The organism is Jiella avicenniae (genome assembly GCF_021390325.1).
Taxonomy (GTDB): Bacteria; Pseudomonadota; Alphaproteobacteria; order Rhizobiales; family Rhizobiaceae; genus Jiella; species Jiella avicenniae.
This window is the reverse complement of record NZ_JAJUWU010000015.1, coordinates 140,036-156,351: the sequence shown is the minus strand read 5'-3', so window position 1 is coordinate 156,351 and position 16,316 is coordinate 140,036. Positions and strand designations below refer to the sequence as shown.

General features: G+C 66.8%; 15 protein-coding genes. 4 read left to right on the top strand and 11 right to left on the bottom strand.

The genetic code is table 11. The features are described from left to right. Position 1 precedes the first annotated feature (1 nt). The gene (locus LZD57_RS15165; protein WP_233720322.1) at positions 2-841 is read right to left on the bottom strand and encodes an ABC transporter permease; all 840 of its coding nucleotides are present in this window, start codon (positions 839-841) and stop codon (positions 2-4) included. Positions 842-844: 3 nt separating this feature from the next. After that, complete coding sequence (locus LZD57_RS15160) at positions 845-2,338, bottom strand: ABC transporter substrate-binding protein (protein ID WP_233720321.1); 1,494 nt, start codon at positions 2,336-2,338, stop codon at positions 845-847. 134 nt (positions 2,339-2,472) lie between these two features. On the opposite strand from LZD57_RS15160, the gene LZD57_RS15155 reads away from it, so the two are divergent. Beyond that, on the top strand, positions 2,473-3,180 hold the full coding sequence (locus LZD57_RS15155; RefSeq protein ID WP_233720320.1) for an FCD domain-containing protein: 708 nt from the start codon (positions 2,473-2,475) through the stop codon (positions 3,178-3,180). 38 nt (positions 3,181-3,218) lie between these two features. Here LZD57_RS15155 and LZD57_RS15150 read toward each other — a convergent pair whose 3' ends face one another. The 6 genes from LZD57_RS15150 to LZD57_RS15125 all read right to left on the bottom strand — a co-directional run bounded on the left by LZD57_RS15150 (position 3,219) and on the right by LZD57_RS15125 (position 7,687). Beyond that, the gene (locus tag LZD57_RS15150) at positions 3,219-3,761 is read right to left on the bottom strand and encodes an adenine phosphoribosyltransferase (RefSeq protein WP_233720319.1); all 543 of its coding nucleotides are present in this window, start codon (positions 3,759-3,761) and stop codon (positions 3,219-3,221) included. A gap of 22 nt (positions 3,762-3,783) precedes the next feature. Next, positions 3,784-4,104: a heme-degrading protein HmuQ gene (gene hmuQ / locus LZD57_RS15145; protein WP_233720318.1), complete on the bottom strand. Its 321-nt coding sequence runs from the start codon at positions 4,102-4,104 to the stop codon at positions 3,784-3,786. Between the two features lie 216 nt (positions 4,105-4,320). Beyond that, positions 4,321-5,259, bottom strand: a complete 939-nt coding sequence (locus tag LZD57_RS15140) for a cytochrome c1 (protein ID WP_233720317.1) — start codon at positions 5,257-5,259, stop codon at positions 4,321-4,323. A gap of 22 nt (positions 5,260-5,281) precedes the next feature. Then, the gene (locus LZD57_RS15135; RefSeq protein ID WP_233720316.1) at positions 5,282-6,577 is read right to left on the bottom strand and encodes a cytochrome b; all 1,296 of its coding nucleotides are present in this window, start codon (positions 6,575-6,577) and stop codon (positions 5,282-5,284) included. A gap of 19 nt (positions 6,578-6,596) precedes the next feature. Next, positions 6,597-7,214 carry a ubiquinol-cytochrome c reductase iron-sulfur subunit gene (gene petA / locus LZD57_RS15130; protein ID WP_233720315.1) on the bottom strand — a complete coding sequence of 206 codons (618 nt, stop codon included), beginning with the start codon at positions 7,212-7,214 and terminating at the stop codon, positions 6,597-6,599. A gap of 299 nt (positions 7,215-7,513) precedes the next feature. Further along, complete coding sequence (locus LZD57_RS15125; RefSeq protein WP_233720314.1) at positions 7,514-7,687, bottom strand: hypothetical protein; 174 nt, start codon at positions 7,685-7,687, stop codon at positions 7,514-7,516. Here LZD57_RS15125 and LZD57_RS15120 point away from each other — a divergent pair. The 3 genes from LZD57_RS15120 to LZD57_RS15110 all read left to right on the top strand — a co-directional run bounded on the left by LZD57_RS15120 (position 7,686) and on the right by LZD57_RS15110 (position 13,035). Continuing rightward, the gene (locus LZD57_RS15120) at positions 7,686-8,696 is read left to right on the top strand and encodes a helix-turn-helix domain-containing protein (protein ID WP_233720313.1); all 1,011 of its coding nucleotides are present in this window, start codon (positions 7,686-7,688) and stop codon (positions 8,694-8,696) included. The two genes, LZD57_RS15125 and LZD57_RS15120, sit on opposite strands and share 2 nt — an antisense overlap. A gap of 207 nt (positions 8,697-8,903) precedes the next feature. Beyond that, on the top strand, positions 8,904-12,404 hold the full coding sequence (locus tag LZD57_RS15115) for a S8 family serine peptidase (protein ID WP_233720312.1): 3,501 nt from the start codon (positions 8,904-8,906) through the stop codon (positions 12,402-12,404). Positions 12,405-12,600: 196 nt separating this feature from the next. Then, entirely contained in the window at positions 12,601-13,035 is a 435-nt protein-coding gene (locus tag LZD57_RS15110) for a response regulator (RefSeq protein ID WP_233720311.1), read from the top strand. Positions 13,036-13,132: 97 nt separating this feature from the next. On the opposite strand, the gene LZD57_RS15105 is transcribed toward LZD57_RS15110, so the two are convergent. From LZD57_RS15105 to betI, 3 genes are read right to left on the bottom strand one after another with little or no spacing between them, the layout of a single operon-like run. Further along, complete coding sequence (locus LZD57_RS15105; RefSeq protein WP_233720310.1) at positions 13,133-13,834, bottom strand: endonuclease III domain-containing protein; 702 nt, start codon at positions 13,832-13,834, stop codon at positions 13,133-13,135. Beyond that, positions 13,813-15,501: a choline dehydrogenase gene (gene betA / locus LZD57_RS15100; protein WP_233720309.1), complete on the bottom strand. Its 1,689-nt coding sequence runs from the start codon at positions 15,499-15,501 to the stop codon at positions 13,813-13,815. Before betA ends, LZD57_RS15105 begins: the two co-directional genes overlap by 22 nt. Beyond that, positions 15,498-16,115: a transcriptional regulator BetI gene (gene betI, locus LZD57_RS15095; RefSeq protein WP_233720308.1), complete on the bottom strand. Its 618-nt coding sequence runs from the start codon at positions 16,113-16,115 to the stop codon at positions 15,498-15,500. The genes betA and betI overlap by 4 nt, the downstream gene beginning before the upstream one ends. Positions 16,116-16,316 lie beyond the last annotated feature (201 nt).

Below are 16,316 nucleotides of genomic sequence, written 5' to 3'. Positions count from 1 at the left end.
CCTACGCTGCCCTGCGGTCGGCCTGGCGGACCAGAAAGTCGCCGAGAAGGTTGCAGCCGACCACGAGCGCGCCGATCGCAAGGCCCGGATAGAGCACCAGCCAGTTCGCCAGGAGGATGAAGGATCGCCCCTCGCCGATGAGATTGCCGAGCGTCGGCGTCGGCGGCTGGACGCCGAGGCCGAGAAATCCCACCGAGGCTTCGAGGATGATCAGCCGCGGCAGGTCGAGCGTCAGGAGCACGGTCTGCGGGCCGAGGATGTTGGGCAGGACGTGGCGGGCGAGGATCGCGGCGTCCGAGACGCCGATGGCGCGACAGGCCTCGACATATTCGAGCTCGCGCAGCTCGAGCGTCCTGGCCCGCGCGACACGGGCGAAGACCGCCCAGCCGGTCACGCCGAGCACGAGGACGAGATTGCCGATCGACGGGCCGACCACGGCGACGACGAGCAGAATCAGCAGGATGAAAGGGATCGCCAGTTGCACGTCGACGGCGCGCATGACGAGAACGTCGACGAAGCCGCCGAAATAGCCCGCCACCATGCCGAGAAGCGTGCCGGTGACGACCGAGATGACGGCGGCGAGAAGGACGATGCCGAGCGAGATCGCCGTTCCGAGGCCGAGCCGGGCGAGAAGGTCGCGCCCGAGCTGGTCCGTGCCGAGCGGATGCAACTGGCCGTCCACCACCGACATCGGCGGCCGGAACGTCGCGGAAAGGACGCCGCGGGTCGGATCGAGCGGCCAGAGCAGCGGGACGATGACGCACATCGCCGCGACGGCCGCCAGAAGCGTCAGGGCGAGGATCGCGTCGGCGTTGCGGCGAACGCTCCGGAGCCGCGTCATCGCCTATCGGGTCAGCCTGATGTCGTAGACCGGGATGCGGGCGTCGGGCCGTCCGGCGAAGACGACGTCCCTGGCTTTGCCGTAGAGCGCATCCTCCTGATAGAGCGTCAGCAGCGGCACCTTTTCGGCGGCGACCTTCTGGATCTCCTGAAGGACCTTTTCCCGTGCCGCGGGGTCGACGATCTTCCGGCTTTCGTCGAGCAGCGCGTCGAGTTCGGGAACGTCGACGGTCGAATAGGGCTCGCCGCTGCGCATGATGGCATAGACCGCGGCGTCGGCGTCGAGGGTCTGGGTCGATCCCCAGCCGAGCATGTAGATCGGGCCGGGACGGGGCACTTCCTGCGTGTAGACCGACCAGTCGAGCACCTCCTGGTCCACCTGGATCCCGATGTCGCCGAACTGCTGGGCGATGGCCTGCGCGACCTCCGAATCCTTCATGTAGCGGTGCGTCGATTCCATCTTGATGGAAAAGCCGTCCGGGTAGCCCGCTTCCGCCAGAAGTTTCTTTGCCTTGGCGGGATCGTAGGGCGTCGGCGGGATCTCGAGATAACCGAAATCGGCCGGCCCCACCTGCGTGCCCTTCGGCGTCGCCATGCCGCGCAGGATGTTGTCGACGATGCCCTTTCGGTCGATGGCCGCGTCGAGGGCCTGGCGCACCTTCAGATCGTCGAGCGGCGCCTCCTTCATGACGAGACCGAGATAGACCGTCAGGCCGCCGTTCTTGACCAGCACGAGGTCGGCGTCGGGGCTCTGTTCGACCATCGGGGCGAGATCGACCGGAACGCTTTCGATGAAATCGGCCTCGCCGGTCAGGAGCGCCGTGACCCGGGCGGTGCCGTCGGGAATGGCCCGGAAGGTCACCTTGCCGATCGAAGGCGCGCCGCGCCAATAGTCCGGATTGGCCTTCAGGATCACGTGCTGATCGGGGATGAACTCGACGAACTCGTAAGGCCCCGTTCCGACCGGCTTGCGGGCGAACTCGTCGTTGCCGACCGACTTCACGTAATCCGGCGGCACGATATAGGTGGGGTAGCGGCTCATCCGCGTCGGCAGGAGCGGATCCGGCCCGTCGGTGGTGATGCGGACCGTCTCGGGGTCCACCACCTCGACGCCGGACACCGTACGGATGTAGGACAGCGTCGGCGAATTCGCGGCCGGATCGATGATACGATCGATGGTGAACTTCACCGCCTCGGCATCGAAATCCTCTCCATTATGAAATTTCACGCCTTTTTTGAGCTTGAACTCCCAAGTGGTGTCGTCGATCGGCTTCCACGACTCAGCGAGTCCTGACACAAGTTGCATGTTCTCGTCGCGCATCACGAGGGTGTCGAAGACGTTGTCGACGATCGTCGCCGCCTCGCGCAGGAAGCCGGGATCCATTGCCGTGGTCGAAACCGACCGCCCGATGGTGATCTCGCTCTCCTGGGCCGTGGCGAGCGAGACCGGGATCAACAACCCTGCGGCTGCCAGTAAAAGGGCTCTGACGTGTTTCATGACGAACGCATCTCCAAGTGGCGCGGGCAACGGACGCTACAGCGTGACCGACAGGAAGGGCAAGATCACATGGAATGTCTTACCGGACAGGCATTGCGTCGCCTGACGGGATTGCGAGAAACGAGGCGGAACGGTTGAAGAAGGAAGCAGCAGGCGCGTTGGGGCCGATCACCGTGGCGCCACGCAAGAGCCTCGTCACCCATGTCGAAGAAGCCCTTCGCCAGGCCCTGATCGAAGGCCGGCTGCAGCCCGGTGCGCGGCTCGTGACCCGTGAACTCGCCGAGAGCCTGGGCACGAGCATCACGCCGGTGCGCGAGGCGCTCGTCCGCTTCGCCGCATCCGGCGTTCTCACCGCCGAGCCGTCCCAATCGTTCCGCGTCCCGCGACTGACCGGAGAGCAATATTCGGAGATCGCCGAGGTTCGCAAATCGGTGGAAGGCCTCGCCGCGTCGAAGGCCGCCGAGCGGATCGCCGCGGACGATATCGAGCTGATGACGACCCTGCTCGAGCAGTATCTGGCCGCGAGGTCGGCGGATGATTCCCATCTTGCGCTTCGGCTCAACAAGGAATTTCGCTTCGTGCTCTATCGGGCCGCGAACATGCCGACCCTGCTCGGCTTGATCGAGATGCTCTGGCTGATGGCGGGCCCTGGTTTCAACTATCTCTTCGTGGGCGAACGCCCACCGCCGATCGAACACAGGAATTACGACGATTTGTTGAACGCCCTGAGGTCAAGACAACCGCTGGAAGCAAGCATCGCCATCCATCGGGCGATCGACGACGGTGCCGCGCGGGTTCTGGACGCGATCGCCAAGCGAGACGGATCGAACAGCCCCGCCTGACGGCTGCCGGCGCGAAGGCAGGGCCGCTTCGAAGGCGATCAATGCCCCTCGAAGGCGACGAGGGTCTTGACCGAGACGCCGAGGTCTTCGAGCCGCTTGCGGCCGCCGAGTTCCGGCAGATCGATGACGAAGCAGGCACCGACGATCTCGGCGCCGAGTTCACGCAGCAGCTTGACGGCGCCTTCCGCCGTTCCGCCCGTCGCGATCAGATCGTCCGTCAACAGGACCCGCGTACCCGGCGCCACGGCATCGCGATGCATCTCCATCTCGTCGACGCCGTATTCGAGGCTGTAGGCGACGCGGATCGTCTCGTGCGGCAGCTTGCCCTTCTTGCGGATCGGCACGAAGCCGGCGGCGAGCTGGTGCGACAGGGCGCCGCCGAGGATGAACCCCCGCGCCTCGATCCCCGCCACCAGCGCCACCCCCTCGTCCTTGTAGGGCGCGACGAGGGTATCGACCGCAGCCCGGAAGACCTCCGGGCTCGCCAGCAGCGTGGTGATGTCGCGAAACATGATGCCGGGCTTGGGATAGTCCGGAATCGTCCTGATCGCGGCGGCGAAGTCGATCGGCGTCTGCACCATGAAACTCAACCTCGCTCTCGGCTCAAGCGTCGCCGGCGATCGTCTGGATGACCTCGAAACCCTCGAAATTGGGGTGGCCGTCGTAGAGCGGACGCGTGCCGCCGGCGCTGCCGTGTGCGGCGCGGAAAGCCTCCGAGCGCGTCCAGGCGACGAAGGCCTCCTCGCTCTCCCAGATCGTGTGCGAGGAATAGAGCCGGTGCCCCTCGCCTTCCGGCCCCTTCAGCATGTGGAACTCGACGAAGCCCGGAACCTCCTTGAGCTTCGAATCGCGGTTCAGCCACATCGACTCGAATTCCGCCTCGGCGCCGGGCAGGACCTTGAAGCGGTTCATCGCGATATACATCGAATACTCCTCTGGCAGTCGGTGGCGGCAGATCCGCTCTCAAACCTCGAGAGGCTTTTCGGCTCTCGGCCCGGCGAATGCAACCCGTTCCCGCGAGCGGCGGGTTCAACTCCAACGGTCGCCCCAGGCAGCCGGGGACGGGCCATGCCGGCCAACGAAAAAGGGGCCTCGGCGGCCCCTTTTCAACGTCTAAAATTTCGAGATCCGCGTCGCGGCTCAGTGCGGCGTGCCCGCCCAGACCCGGCGCTTCACGACGAACAGCAGCCCGGCGAAGACGACGAGGAAGATCATCGCCACGAAGCCGGTCGCCTTGCGTTCGGCGAGGTGCGGCTCGGCGGCCCACATCATGAACGCCGCGACGTCTCGCGAATACTGGTCGACCGTCTGCGGCGAGCCGTCCGGATATTCCACCTGATCGTCGGCGATCGGCGGCGGCATGGCCAGCGCCGGACCCGAGATGAAATACGGGTTGTAGTAGGTGCCCGGCTGGATCAGCGGCTCGACCGCTGCCGGCGGCTCCTGACCATAGCCGGTCAGAAGCGCATGGATGTAGTCCGGTCCGGCTTCCTGATACTGGGTGCCGAGGTCGAAGAGGAAGGTCGGGAAGCCCCGCGTCACCGCCCGGGCCTTGGCGAGGAGCGAGAAGTCCGGCGGCGCCGCGCCGTTGTTGGCGGCGGCCGCGGCCTCGGGGTTCGGGAAGGGAGACGGGAAATAGTCGGACGGAATGCCCGGCCGATCGAACATTTCGCCGTCGCCGTTCGGGCCGTCCTGGACCGTGTATTCGGCGGCGAACGCCTTCACCTGCTCTTCGGAATAGCCGAGATCATCGAGATTGCGGAAGGCGACGAGACGCATGCCGTGGCAGGCCGAGCAGACTTCCTTGTAGACCTTCAGGCCGCGCTGCAGCTGGCCGACGTCCCAATGTCCGAACGGGCCGGCGAAGGACCAGGACAACTGCTCCGGATGCTTCAGCGGATAATGCGGCGTCTCGGCATGGCCCTCTTCGGCCGCCTCGGCGCCGGCGTCCTGTCCGGCGGCCGCCTCTTCGGAGGAGGCGGCGTTCTGCGCCGGTTCCTGGCCGTCTTGAGCCCGTGCGAAGCTCAGCGGAGCGAAAGCGAGCCCGGCAGCCAGCAGGGCTGGCAGGAGTTTCTTCATCGGTCGTTCCCCCACTCGTCCGTCAGCCTTTGGTTTCCGGTGCCGCCGCGGCGTGCGCGGGCGTCCCGCCCCCGGCATTCCTGGCCAGCACCGCCTCGGTGATCGACCCCGGCAGCCGCCGCGGCGTCTCGACGAGCCCGAGCACCGGCAGAATGATCAGGAAGTGGCCGAAATAGTAGATCGTGCCGATCAGCGCCAAGGTCGGATAGATGCCCTCGGCCGGCTGTGATCCGAGCCATCCGAGAAAGATGCTGTCCGCCACCAGGATCCAGAAGAAGATCCTGTAAAGGGGGCGGAACGCCGTCGAGCGGATGCGCGACGTGTCGAGCCAGGGCAGGAAGAACAGCACGATGATCGAGCCGAACATCACGAGGACGCCGCCGAGCTTGGAATCGATCGGCCCGATGTTGAAGGTGATCGCCCGCAGCATCGCGTAGAACGGCAGGAAGTACCACTCCGGCACGATGTGCGACGGCGTCTTCAAGGGGTTCGCTTCGACGTAGTTGTCCGCATGGCCGAGATAGTTCGGCATGTAGAAGACCATGTAGGCGAAGAACACCAGGAACACGACCATGGCGAAGCCGTCCTTCACCGTCGCATGCGGCGAGAACGGCACGGTGTCCTTCGACGACTTGACCTCGACGCCGGTCGGGTTCGTCTGGCCCGTCACATGCAGCGCCCAGACGTGCAGGATGACGACGCCGGCGATCATGAACGGCAGCAGATAGTGCAGCGAGAAGAAGCGGTTGAGCGTCGCATTGTCGACCGCGAAGCCGCCGAGCAGGAGCTGCTGGATCGGATCGCCGACGAGCGGGAAGGCGGTGAAGAAGCCGGTGATGACCGTCGCGCCCCAGAAGGACATCTGCCCCCAGGGCAGCACGTAGCCCATGAAGGCCGTCGCCATCATCAGAAGGAAGATGATCACGCCGAGGATCCACAGGATCTCGCGGGGCGCCTTGTAGGAGCCGTAATAGAGACCGCGGAAGATGTGGACGTAGACGGCGATGAAGAAGAACGACGCGCCGTTGGCGTGCATGTAGCGGAGCAGCCAACCCCAGTTGACGTCGCGCATGATCTTCTCGACCGAATCGAAGGCGATGGCCGAGTTCGCCGCATAGTGCATGGCGAGCACGACGCCGGTCAGGATCTGCACGCCGAGGAACAGCGCCAGGATGCCGCCGAACGTGTAGGCGTAGTTCAGATTGCGCGGCACCGGATAGGCGACGAAGGAATCGTAGACCAGCCGAGGAAGCGGCAGCCGGGCGTCCAGCCACTGCATCAACCCCTTGGAGGGGACGTAGGAAGAATGACCACTCATCGGTATTGCTGCCCCCCGGTCAGCCGATTCGGATATTGGTGTCGGTGGTGAACGCGTAAGGCGGGATCGCCATGTTCTCCGGTGCGGGCCCCTGCCGGATGCGCCCGGCGGTGTCATAGGCCGAGCCGTGGCACGGGCAGAACCAGCCGTCATAGGGGCCGGACTGGCCGAGCGGGATGCAGCCGAGATGGGTGCAGACGCCGACCATCACGAGCCACTGTTCGCGGCTCTGGGACATCCCTTCGCCGGCGCCCGCGCCTTCGCCTCCCGCGGGCTGTGCGCCGCCGCCGGTGGCGCGGTTGGTGTCGGTCGCCGGGGCATCGGCCGGAAGGTTGGCGTTGCGGGCGACCGGATCCTTGAGGTCGCCGAGGTCGACCGCCTTCGCTTCCTCGACTTCCTTGGCCGTGCGGTGGCGGATGAAGATCGGCTTGCCGCGCCACTTCGCGGTGATCGACTGGCCTTCGGCCACCTGGCTGACGTCGACGTCGATCTCGGCCAGCGCCAGCGTCGCGGCGTCCGGGTTCATCTGATCGATGAACGGCCAGACCGCGGCGAGGGCACCGACGGCACCGACGGCTCCCGTGGCGATGTAGAGGAAATCCCGGCGATTCGGTTCGGCGGTGTCGTGGACGCTCACGGTCGCTGCAACTCCCTGGACAACGGACAGGCCGGACCGGCCAGCCGACTGACGAATTCGGCATCGCCGCGACATGCAGATGGCCAGAACACGAGCAACCACGCCCCCCGCCGCGATGATTGGAGCGGTTCTATGCGGGAACCTCGGCGCTTGTCCAGTACCGATGCTGCCGCAATGGCACCGTTTCGCTGCATTGCAAGGGCGAGACTTGCGCAAAGCTGCCGACTGGGGAAGCCCGTGCGCCCGCCTGCGGCGAAAAGCCGGGGGACGAGCCTCTTAGGCGTGGTTGGCAAGTCTCGTCAAACCGTTGTTAACTGCGATTGCTTTCGTCTAAATGCTTGTAACGACGAGCGATTGGCCGGCGGCGGGTCGATGTCGAGGCAGTTCGCGGGGAGGTCGGCGATTTCATCGATGAATGGAGAGGCACCGGGGCGCGGATTGCCGCCGTCTCCCGTCAGCGCGTCGCTCAGCATGCAGGCACTTCGGGGGGAGGACAAGTTCGAGATGTGGCGCACGCTCGTGCGCCCGCTGTTCGACGTCAAACCCATCGGCGGAGACGTCGCGAATTTTTCCGGGGGTGCCGACATCCTGCATGCCGGAACGGTGCTTCTGTCCCGCACCGCCGCGACCGCCCAGCACTTTCGCCGCGAGGTTCCGAAATACGCGGCGCCCGAATGGGATCACATCGTCGTCCAGCTCTACGAGACGGGCGGCTATGTCGGCGACTGCGCCGGCGAGGCGATCGGCATCGCGGCCGGCGAAATCAGCGTGCTCGATCTCGGCCGCCCTTTCGAGACCGCCGCCAGCGACTTTTCCAACGTGACGCTCGTCATCCCGCGCGAGGTCTGCGCCAGAGCCCAAAGCGGGCTCTTCCACGGCCGCCGCCTCGGGCACGAGTCGGTGATGACGCCGCTGGTGCGCAGCCATCTGACGTTCCTCGCCGACAACGCGTCCCGGCTGACGAGCGCCGAGATGGGCGCCGGCGTGGAAGCGCTGCTGACATTGATGAACGCTTCGGCCGGCCGCGAAGGAGACGCGCGGGCGCGGGCGGCGCTCGCCGCCAGCCTCAGGCAGAAGATCGTCCAGTTCATCGACGAGCGGCTTGCCGATCCGGAACTGTCGCCGGCCGCCATCGCCTCCGCCTGCGGGTTGTCCCGGGCGAGCCTCTACCGGCTCGCGGAGGTCGACGACGGCATCGCGTCCCTCGTCCAGTCGCGCCGCCTCTCCCGCGCCTTCGACCTGATCGCCGATGCTTCGGCCCGCGCCGTCCGGATCGACGACGTCTGCCATTCCGTTGGCTTTGCCAGCGCGGCGCATTTTTCCCGTGCCTTCAAGGCGTGTTACGGCGTTTCGCCGCGGGACCTCAGAGCGCTCGCCGGCCAGCATTTCGACTGCTCCTTCCTGAAGCGTGACCACCGTCTTGCCGACTGGACGGTGTCCATGCGGCAGCTCTACGAGCGTCTGCTTGCCGGGGGCCGCTGAAAGTCTCCGCTGATCGTAGAGGATCCGACCTCGTCTCCTTTTCGACCGTTGCGAAAGTGCAACTGCGTCGGGTTTTGGGACCCGAAGTCAGGTCCCTGAGACGCTGGGTCAAGTCGTCAAGCCCACTTCGCGCTATTGCCGGCGCGGCCGGCCGGGGAGCGCGGCGATGGGCGCTCGACGCCCGGATCTTAGGGGACTGACGCTTTCATGCGTGTCGAAATTCTCTGTGGCACCGTCCTTCGCACGGTACTCGCTGCAACGACAGCGCTCGTCGCGCCGAACATGGTCTGCTCCGTCGCCGCCCAGCCGCTCTCGGCGGTGAATCTCGACGTCCAAGCGGACGACGGCGCCGCCATCGAAAGAGCGTTGGCAGAAGCGGCGAATCACGGCGACCGCTCGCTCGTCGCGTCGGTGATCGAGAACACGCGGCTGACCCCCTGGCGGTCGGCACGGCTCCTCGATGCCGCGCGGGCGCAGGCCCCTTCCCTGACGACCAAGCTCGAGCGGGCGTCGCAGGCCGGCCTGGAACTCGCGCGCCGCACCTATGTCGACAGGGCCGAGGCGACGGACGAGCCGTTGCCCCCGGGCGGCGACGGCTGGGTGCCGATCGAGGACGTGTCGGAAGAGGATCGCAATTTCGGCTGGAGGATGATCGGTGCCGACAAGGCCGACGAGCTCGGGCTCACGGGAGCCGGGGTGACCGTCGGCATCGTCGACACCGGTATCGACGTCAGGCCCGACGGGATGACCCATCCGGAATTCGAAGGCAGGGTCGATCCCCGATCCTACAGCGACCTGTTCTGGGTCAACAAGCACCTGACACTGACGCGCCTTCCCGACGGAAGCTTCGACCCGGCCTCCGTCGCCGCCATGTTCGACCAGCTTGCCGTCAACGGTTCGATGGACGTCGACGGGCATGGAACCCACGTCACCGGCATCATCGGCGCCGGTCACAACGGCTTCGGCATGGTCGGCGTTGCGCCCGGCGCCAATCTTCTGGGCATCGGAGCGATCGCGACAGGCGGGGTCGTCACGACGCCAGACGGCGAGCCGATCATGATCAACGGTGAGCCTCTGACGTTCGGCGCGCTCAATTATTGCGGCCCGCAGTTCCTCGATGGTGGTCGCTGCGATGTGCGGGAAGGCATGCCGTCGGCATCGGCCACCGCGATCGATTATCTCGCCACTCAGGCCGACGTCCGGGTCGCGAACGGGTCCTTCGGACCGTTCGTCGCGGCGGGCGCCGTCACGTCCGACATCAGCAACGACCTTCAGGACGGCGAAGCGGTCCGCCGCTTCGTCGAGGCCGGCAAGATCTGGGTCTCGGCTGCCGGAAACGAATACGGAGAGGCTCCGGTCGCCGCATCGAATCCGTCGGGCATCGGCCTCCTGCCCTTCGTTTCGCCCGACACCGCCGATGCGCGCAACGACAACGGCGATCTCATCTACGAGGGCGGCGACGAGAATACCGACTTTTCCGATCTGACGCCGGAAGCCCTGGCAGCCCGCGAAGCCGACACGGGCGAAGCCCTCGGCCGGGTGGTCGTCGTGGTCGCGGTCGACGCGGCGAAGCAGATCGCCAGCTATTCCAACCGGTGCGGCGTCACGGCCGACTGGTGCCTTGCGGCACCGGGCGGAGACACCTATTTCGACGCCGACAATTTCCGGTCGTTGCGCGGCATTTTCTCGACCGTCCCCGTGGACGTCGCGGAGACCCAGGAAATCGAACCCGGTGCCGGCTACGACATCTACCAGGGCACCTCGATGGCGGCGCCCCACGTCGCCGGCGCGCTGGCGATCCTGATCGAGGCCTATCCGCACTTCGCCCCCGGCAAGCTCGTCGACATCATGTTCCAGACCGCCGAGGATCTCGGCGAGGCCGGCGTCGACGTGGTCTACGGCCAGGGCCTGCTGCGGCTCGACCGCGCCTTGTCCGGTCCCATCGGCATCGATCCGAACTCGACCGACGACTACGTCACCGACATTCCCTTCGACCACGAGTGGCTGTTCGACTTCGCGTCGGCTGGCGGCATGGTCAAGGCGGGCGACGGAACGCTGGCGGTCGGGCGGGAGGCGGCCGTCGCCTTCGCCGGACAGACCTCGGTCGAGGACGGCACGTTCCAGATCGACGGCTACTACCAGACCGCCGGCACCGAGGTCGGCGCGAACGGCACGCTCGGCGGGACCGGCCTCATCGCAAGCGACGTGACGGTCGCCGGAACGCTCGCGCCCGGCAACTCGCCCGGCACCCTCACCGTCGCCGGCAACGTCACCCTCACCCCGACGGCGCGGACGGAAATCGAGGTCGACGGCGCGGGCACGGGCAACGGCGCGGGCAATTACGACCGGCTCGTCCTCCTCGGCAATGGCTCGACCTTCACCGCCGACGGCATCCTCGCGCCGACGCTGCGGGGCATCTCGGCGCCGGCCACCAACGCCTACACGCCGCCCCTCGGCATGCCCTATTCGATCGTCCTCGCCTCCGACGGGCAGGTGGCCGGGTCGTTCGACGGCATCGAGCAGCCGACTGCCGGCCTTCTCACCGGCTCGCGCTTCGACGTCGTCTACGGCTCGCAGTCGATCGCACTCGTCGCGACGCCGAGCGACTACCGCGATCTCGCCGCGCTCGGGCTTTCCGAAAGCGAGGCCGCCCGGGCCATCGGCGGCGCCCTGCAGTCGCTACGCCCGACGGCGGGCGTGCGTCCGAGCGACGACGTCGCGGCCCTTCTCGACCCGGTCTATCTGGCGAGCGCCGACCAGCTCGCCGCCGGCCTCGATGCCAGCGCCGGGACGATCTACGTCGATGCCGGACAGGAGAGCCTGCGCTCGATCGGCCGTTTCGCCGATACGATCGGCCATCACCAGCGGGACGGCCAGTTCGCCAAGGACGGCGCGACCGCGGACCCCTTCTGGAGTGCGGTGATCGGCTCCTCGGTCGACGTCGACGACGCCGGCGAGGGCTACGAGGCCAAGACCGGCGGCTTCGTCCTCGGCGCCGAAGGCGAACTCGGCAGCACGTTCGCGGGTCTCGAATCCGTCTGGCTCGGCGGTGCCCTCTCCTACACCCGCACGGATCTCGACGACGACCACGGTTCCGCGGATCTCGACGCCTATCAGGCGGCCCTCTACGGCTCGGCCAGGCTGGACGCCTTCGTCCTGCGTGGCTCCCTCGGCTTCGGCCATGTCGAGGCGGATCTCGTCCGCTCGACCCTGCTCTCCGGCAAAAACGCGTCGCCCGACGGCAATGGCGGCTTCGCCGAGGTCAGTCTCGGCCTGCCGCTGGCGAGCGAGGTCGGCACCTTCCTGCCGAGCGTCGGCGTCGGCTATCGCGGCTTCCGGCGCGGTTCGGTCTCGGAAGACGGCGCCTTCGGCCTCGATCTGGCGGCCAAGACCTTCGAGGAAGGTTACGTCACGGCGGGGCTCGCCTGGCAGCAATCATACCTGCTGAACGGCGTGACGCTGAAGCCCACCGTCTCGCTCGCCTATCGCGGCGACTTCCTCGACATCGCCGATTCCCAGAGCGCAACGCTGCTGGGCGCCGGCTTCGAGAGCGCCGGCGCCGACATCGGGGCGAACGCCCTCCTCGCTTCCGCCGGCGCGGAAATCGCCTTCAGCGACCAGCTATCGGCGGGACTGCGTTACGAGACGGAGCAACGTGCGCATCTTTCCGAGCATGCAGTAAAGTTCGACTTCAGCTTGCGCTGGTGACGATCGGGGGACGGCCTCGACCAGAGGCCGTGCCGTCTCGCCACCACCGCCGGAGAGACGGCGCCGGTCCCGATCACGCCCCGAGGCCGGCGCCGTCCGATTTTGCCCACAGGGTTCGAGGCCCTGCGATGCCTGCGATGGCGCCGACTTTTCGCAGCCCTCGACGCCGCCGGATCGACCTTACCAAACTGTAACCATGTTCCATTGGATTGTCGGGATTCTCTTTCCAGCAACGCAACCAAAGCGGACGCCGAACATTGGTTGGCGAAGGAAGGGCAAACTCATGACCATACTCATTCTGGAAGACGAACCGATCATCGCCGTCGATCTCGAGGAGATCGTGTGCGCTTGCCAGACGAGCAACGTCGTCGTGGCAGCAACGCTCGCCGATGCCTTGCGCTACGTTGCGGAATCGGGCGGCGACATCGACTTCGCCCTGCTCGATCTGCAGCTCGGGCGCGATGGCTCGACCTCGCTGCCGCTCGCCCGGATGCTGATGCACTCGAACGTTCCGTTCTGCTTCGTCTCCGCGACGACGGAAGCCATTCCCAGCGAGATGGACACCGTTCCGCAGATCGCAAAGCCTTTCGAACCCGCTGAAATCGAGGCCGTGCTGCCGCTGGCTGCCTGACCGTCTAAACGTCCTTCGTATGCATAGAGGCCGGTGCGCAAACGCGCGCCGGCCTCTATGCATCGAGAGCACCCTTATCGCGGCGACGCGCCCGGCTTCACCCGGTTGCGGCAAAGTACCGGCAGTGGTCGTTCACGAAGCACGTCTCGCATTTCGGCCGGCGCGCCACGCAGACGCTCTTGCCGAACTGGATCAGCCAGAAATGCCCGTCGCACCGTGCCCAGCGCGGCGCCCGATCTTCGAGCTGGCGTGCCGTCTCGTCGGCGGTGCTCGCCACCGTCAGGCCGATGCGGTTCGACACCCTGTCGACATGGGTGTCGACCGCGATCACGTCCTCGCCGAACGTGAAGCTGAGAACGATGTCGGCGCATTTGCGGCCGATCCCCGGAAGCCGCATCAGCCCCTCGCGCGTCCGCGGCACCACACCGCCGAGATCGTCGATAAGGAAACGGCAGAGACGGCGAATGTTCTTTGCCTTCACATTGTAGAGGCCGCAGGGCTTGATGGCGGCGGCGATGGCGTCTTCGGGAAGGTCGAGCATCGCTTCGGGCGTCGTCGCGAGAGCGAACAGCGCGGTCGTCGCGGCGGCGGTGTTCACGTCTCGGCTCTGGGCCGAGAGCAGGCACGAGACCAGCGAGCGGAAGGGATTCGGCTGATCTTTCGGCCCCTTGGCGGTCGGCGTCCGGCCGGGCATGCGCTCTGAGAGGCGGCGAAAGACGATCTCGATCTCCTCCGCCGACAATCCGTTGCCTGAAGCCGGCATCGGCCGCGCCGCCATCAGCGTTGGCTTGTCCGCCAATCCGGATTGATCCAGGGTTTCGCCTCCGGCTCCGGCGCCAGCATGCCTTCCCCGAGGATGTGGTCGGCCGCCTTCTCGCCGACCATGATCGACGGGCCGTTGAGGTTGCCGTTGGTGATGCGCGGGAAGATAGACGAATCGGCGAGGCGCAGGCCCTCGACGCCGATCACCCGGCACTCGGGGTCGACCACCGCCAGAGGATCGTCGGCGGCGCCGATGCGGGCGGTCCCGCAGGGATGATAGGCGCTCTCGGCATGCTCGGCGACGAAACGATCGAGATCGGCGTCGGTGACCGCATCGGCGCCCGGCTGGATCTCCGGGCCGCGATAGGGGGCGAAGGCTTTCTGGCCGTAGATCTCCCGCGTCAGCCGGATGGCCGTGCGGAACTCCTTCCAGTCGTCCGGATGGGACATGTAGTTGAAGCGGATCGACGGGTGGTCCGTCGGATCGGAACTCCTGAGACGGATCTCGCCGCGCGATTTCGAGCGCATCGGCCCGACATGAGCCTGATAGCCGTGGCCGGGCGCAGCAGACTTGCCGTCGTAGCGGATCGCGCCGGGCAAGAAGTGATACTGGATGTCCGGATATTCGATGCCGGCGTCCGAGCGGATGAAGGCGGCGGCCTCGAAGTGATTGGTGGAGCCGTGGCCGGTGTGGAGCATCATCCATTCGAGGCCGATCCGGCCTTTCGAGAACAGCCCGAGATAGCCGTTGAGGGTGATCGGCTGGATACAGCTCTCCTGGATGTAGAGTTCCAGGTGATCCTGCAGGTTCCGGCCGACGCCGGAGCGCGGCGCCACGACGTCGATGCCGTGGCGGCGCAGTTGCGCCGGATCGCCGACGCCGGAATGCATCAACAGCATCGGCGAGTTGATCGAACCGGCGGCCAGCACCACCTCGCGCCGCGCCGCGATGACGCCCGAGGCGCGCTTGCCCGAGCCGACGACGACGCCCCTCGCCCGGCCCGTCCTGCCGTCGATGTCGACCCGCAGCGCATGGGCCTGGACCAGCCGGCAATTGTCGCGCTTCAGCGCGTCGCGCAGATAGGCGTTGGCGGCCGACCAGCGCCGCCCCTGCCAGATCGTCTGCTGCATCGGGCCGAAGCCTTCCTGGCGCTCGGCATTGTAATCCTGGGTCTCCGGATAGCCGGCCTCTTTGCCGGCCTCGACGAAGGCCTCGTAGAGCGGGTTCTGCATGTCGCCGTTCTTGACGTGCAGCGGGCCCGACGTGCCGCGCCACTTCGGATCGACGCCCCGCCCCGCCCCGCCGTGGAAGTTCTCCATGCGCTTGAAATAGGGAAGCACGTCGGCATAGGCCCAGCCGGCCGCGCCGCTCGCCGCCCAATGCTCGTAGTCGAGCGCGTGGCCGCGGACATAGACCATGCCGTTGATCGAGGAGGATCCGCCGATGACCCGGCCGCGCGGCGTCACCAGCCGGCGCCCCGCGAGCGTCTTCTCCGGCTCGGCTGCATAGCCCCAGTCGTAGCGGCGCATGTTCATCGGAAAGGACAGGGCGCCCGGCATCTGGATGAACGGCCCGGCATCGGTGCCGCCGGCCTCCAGCACCAGCACCTGGTAGCGGCCGTTTTCGGAGAGGCGATAGGCAAGAGCCGAGCCGGCCGAGCCGGAGCCGACGATGACGTAGTCGGCTTCGTCGATAGTCTTCATTGCTTGAGCTCCGCGTCGATGAAGCGCTCGACCATTTCGGCGGCGCCTCGGGGATCGGGCCGGGTGAGAGGGGTGAGCGCCTGGCGCAGCCAGACGCCGTCGATCATCGCCCCGGCCGCGGCGGCGATGCGGGCCGCACGCGGCATGCCGACGAGTGGTCTCAGCGCAGAAACGAGATTGGTCTCGAGCCGGCGGAAATAGATCCTCAGAAGCCGCGCCGCCTCCCCCGAGCGCCGGGCATAGAGATAGAACACCAGCCAGGCGGAGACGCTTTCCCGGCTGAACTGGCTGGGCGCGAAACTGCCCTCCACCACGGCCGTGACGCGTTGGCGCGGGCTTTCCGCAACGGCCAGCCGGCGCGCCACCTCGCCGCGATATTGCCGCAGCAGACGGCGCATCGCGGCAATCATCACGTCGTCCTTCGAACCGAAATAGTGATGGATCAGGGCCGGCGAGATGCGGGCCCGGGCGGCGATGCCGGCAACCGTGACGTCGAGCGAACCGACCTCGTCGATCGCAGCGATCGTCGCGGCGATGACGGCTTCGCGGCGCGCCTGCTCGACGGGACGGCGCTCGCCCTCGCGGCGCGGATGCTGGCGTATGGCCTCGGTCATAGCCGCAAACGTAGCAAAGTTGATTGACGAGTCAATCAACGAAACCGGGAGTTCACGGTCGCACCGCTCGGGTTCGAGGTGCCGGGAACGCCGCCCGTCCTCCGCAAAACCGCGTCTCCCGCGACACCCGTTTCACGCGCTATCCAGACGTCGCAGTCACGGCTTATCCTGATGGCCGCGAAAGCCCCGCGACGGCTTCGC